The sequence below is a fragment of the Natronomonas sp. genome, from assembly GCF_028274965.1.
Taxonomy (GTDB): domain Archaea; phylum Halobacteriota; class Halobacteria; order Halobacteriales; family Haloarculaceae; genus Natronomonas.
Window position 1 is genome coordinate 1 of sequence record NZ_JAQCNO010000034.1, and the last position, 2,507, is coordinate 2,507.

Genomic DNA, 2,507 nt, shown 5'->3' on the forward strand with positions numbered 1-2,507 from the left:
TACGGCTATCCGATCGCGATCAAAGCCGAGGGCGGCGGCGGCGGTCGCGGCATGAAGATCGTCCGCGGCCCCGAGGAGGTCGACGACGCCCTCGAGAGCGCCAAACGCGAGGGCGAGGCGTACTTCGACAACGACTCCGTGTACCTCGAACGGTATCTCGAGTCCCCGCGACACATCGAGGTGCAGATTCTGGCGGACGAACACGGCACCGTCAGACACCTCGGCGAGCGGGACTGCTCGCTGCAGCGCCGCCACCAGAAGGTCATCGAGGAGGGCCCCTCGCCGGCGCTGTCCGAGGAGCTCAGAGCCGAGATCGGCGCGGCGGCCCGCCGCGGGGCCGACGAGGCCGACTACACGAACGCCGGCACCTTCGAGTTCCTCGTCGAGGAGCAACCCCGCGAGGACGGCGAGTTGCTCGGTCCGGACGCGAACTTCTACTTCCTCGAGGTCAACACCCGGATCCAGGTCGAACACTGCGTCACCGAGGAGCTCACCGGGATCGACATCGTCAAGTGGCAACTCCGGGTCGCCGCCGGCGAGGAGATCGGCTTCGCCCAGGAGGACGTCGAACTCGAGGGCCACGCCATCGAGTTCCGGATCAACGCCGAGAACGCGGCCGACGACTTCGCGCCGGCGACCGGCGGCACCCTGACGACGTACGACCCGCCGGGCGGGATCGGCGTCAGGGTCGACGACGCGCTCCGGCAGGGCGACGACCTCGTGACGGACTACGACTCGATGATCGGCAAACTGATCGTCCACGCCGCCGACCGCGAGGAGTGTTTCGCCCGCTCCGAGCGGGCGCTCGCGGAGTACGACATCGAGGGCATCCCGACGATCGTCCCGTTCCACCGGCTGATGCTCACCGACGAGGCCTTCGGCGCCGGCACGCACACGACGAAGTACCTCGACGAGGAACTCGACCCCAAGCGGATCGAGGCCGCACAGGACCGCTGGGGCACCGACGCGGCGACGACAGAGGGCGACGAGGAGACGATCGAGCGGGAGTTCACGGTCGAGGTCAACGGCAAGCGCTTCGAGGTCAGCCTCGAGGAGGCGGCCGGGGCCTTCGGCGGGATCGATGCGAGCGGATCGAACGGCGGCGGACAGAAGCCACCCCGCCGGGATCGCGGCGACGACGACGGCGAGGCGATCGACGCCGACGGCGAGGTTGTCAGCGCGGAGATGCAGGGGACGATCCTTGAGGTGGACGTCGCGGAGGGCGACGCCGTGGCTGCCGGCGACGTGATCTGCGTGCTCGAGGCGATGAAGATGGAAAACGACGTGATCGCCGAAACCGGCGGCACGGTGACAGAGATCGCGGTCGGCGAGGGCGACTCGGTCGACCAGGGCGACCCGCTCGTCGTCCTCGAGTAGCGGCGACGCCGACACAGTCATACACGCGGGCCGACCACCTGGCGGTATGCCGACCGACCAGTTCGGAGTCGAGGGACGGAACGCGATCGTGACCGGCGCCTCGCAGGGGATCGGACGGACGATCGCCGAGCGCTTCGCCGCCGACGGCGCGAACGTGGCGATCTGCTCGCGCTCCCAAGAGCGGATCGACCCGGTCGCCGAGGCGATCCGCGAGGACGGCGGGACCGCCCTCGCCGTCGAGTGCAACGTCAGAGACCCCGAGGCGGTCGAGGCCTTCGTCGCGGCGACCGTCGAGGAGTTCGGCGGCGTCGACACGCTTGTCAACAACGCCGGCGGGGAGTTCCTCGCGCCCTTCGAGGAGATCTCCGAGAACGGCTGGAAGTCGATCGTCGATCTCAACCTACACGGGACGTTTCACTGCACGCAGGCGGTCGGCGAGCGGATGCGCAACGACGGCTCTGGCGGCCGGATCGTCAACGTCTCGAGCGTCAACGGACAGCACGCCGCCCCGAACGAGAGCCACTACGGCGCCGCGAAGGCCGCGATCATCCGGCTGACCGAGACGCTCGCAACGGAGTGGGCCGAACACGACATCCGGGTCAACTGCGTCGCGCCCGGACTCGTCCAGACGCCCGGGGTCGCAGAGACGCTCGGGATCGCCGAGGACGACATGCCGCCGCGGGGGAACGTCGACAGGCGCATCGGACACACCGAAGACGTCGCCGACGTGGTGCAGTTCCTCGCCAGCGACGCCGCGGCCTTTATGACCGGCGAGACGGTCACGGCCAAGGGCGTTCCGCGCCCGGGCAACAGCTTCGAGACCGACCTCGGATTGGAGTGATCGGCCCCCTCGCTCCGATGAGGGCCGTTCAGAAGGTTTCGAGGTACCGATCGAGTTCCCACTGCGAGACGTCGACCAGATACTCGGTGAACTCCTGGTCCTTGGCTTCGAGGAACTTCTCGCCGACGTGCTCGCCGAGGGCGTCCATGATCACCGGATCGTCCTCGAGGGCGTCGACCGCCTCGCCGAGGTTGCTCGGCAGCGTCTCGATGCCGTACTCCTCGCGTTTGTCCTCGTCGAACTCGTAGATGTTCTCGCGGATCGGATCAGGGGCGTCGAGGCCCTTTTC

2 protein-coding genes and 1 pseudogene are annotated in these 2,507 nt (G+C 68.4%); 2 read left to right on the plus strand and 1 reads right to left on the minus strand.

The window, feature by feature from the left end; all coding sequences use genetic code 11:
- Both Q0916_RS05000 and Q0916_RS05005 read left to right on the plus strand, forming a co-directional pair.
- Nucleotides 1–1,377, plus strand: a 1,377-nt coding sequence (locus Q0916_RS05000; RefSeq protein WP_299235215.1) for a biotin/lipoyl-containing protein, incomplete at its 5' end; no start/stop codon positions are given.
- Between the two features lie 46 nt (nucleotides 1,378–1,423).
- Nucleotides 1,424–2,218: an SDR family NAD(P)-dependent oxidoreductase gene (locus tag Q0916_RS05005; protein WP_299235216.1), complete on the plus strand. Its 795-nt coding sequence runs from the start codon at nucleotides 1,424–1,426 to the stop codon at nucleotides 2,216–2,218.
- A 28-nt stretch (nucleotides 2,219–2,246) separates the two neighbouring features.
- Here Q0916_RS05005 and Q0916_RS05010 read toward each other — a convergent pair.
- Nucleotides 2,247–2,507, minus strand: a pseudogene (locus Q0916_RS05010) (glutamine synthetase); the annotation flags it as partial.

What these genes read in the sequence shown, in the direction of transcription:
- Q0916_RS05005 (WP_299235216.1), top strand. Translation starts at nt 1,424, where the DNA reads ATGCCGACCGACCAGTTCGGAGTCGAGGGACGGAACGCGATCGTGACC.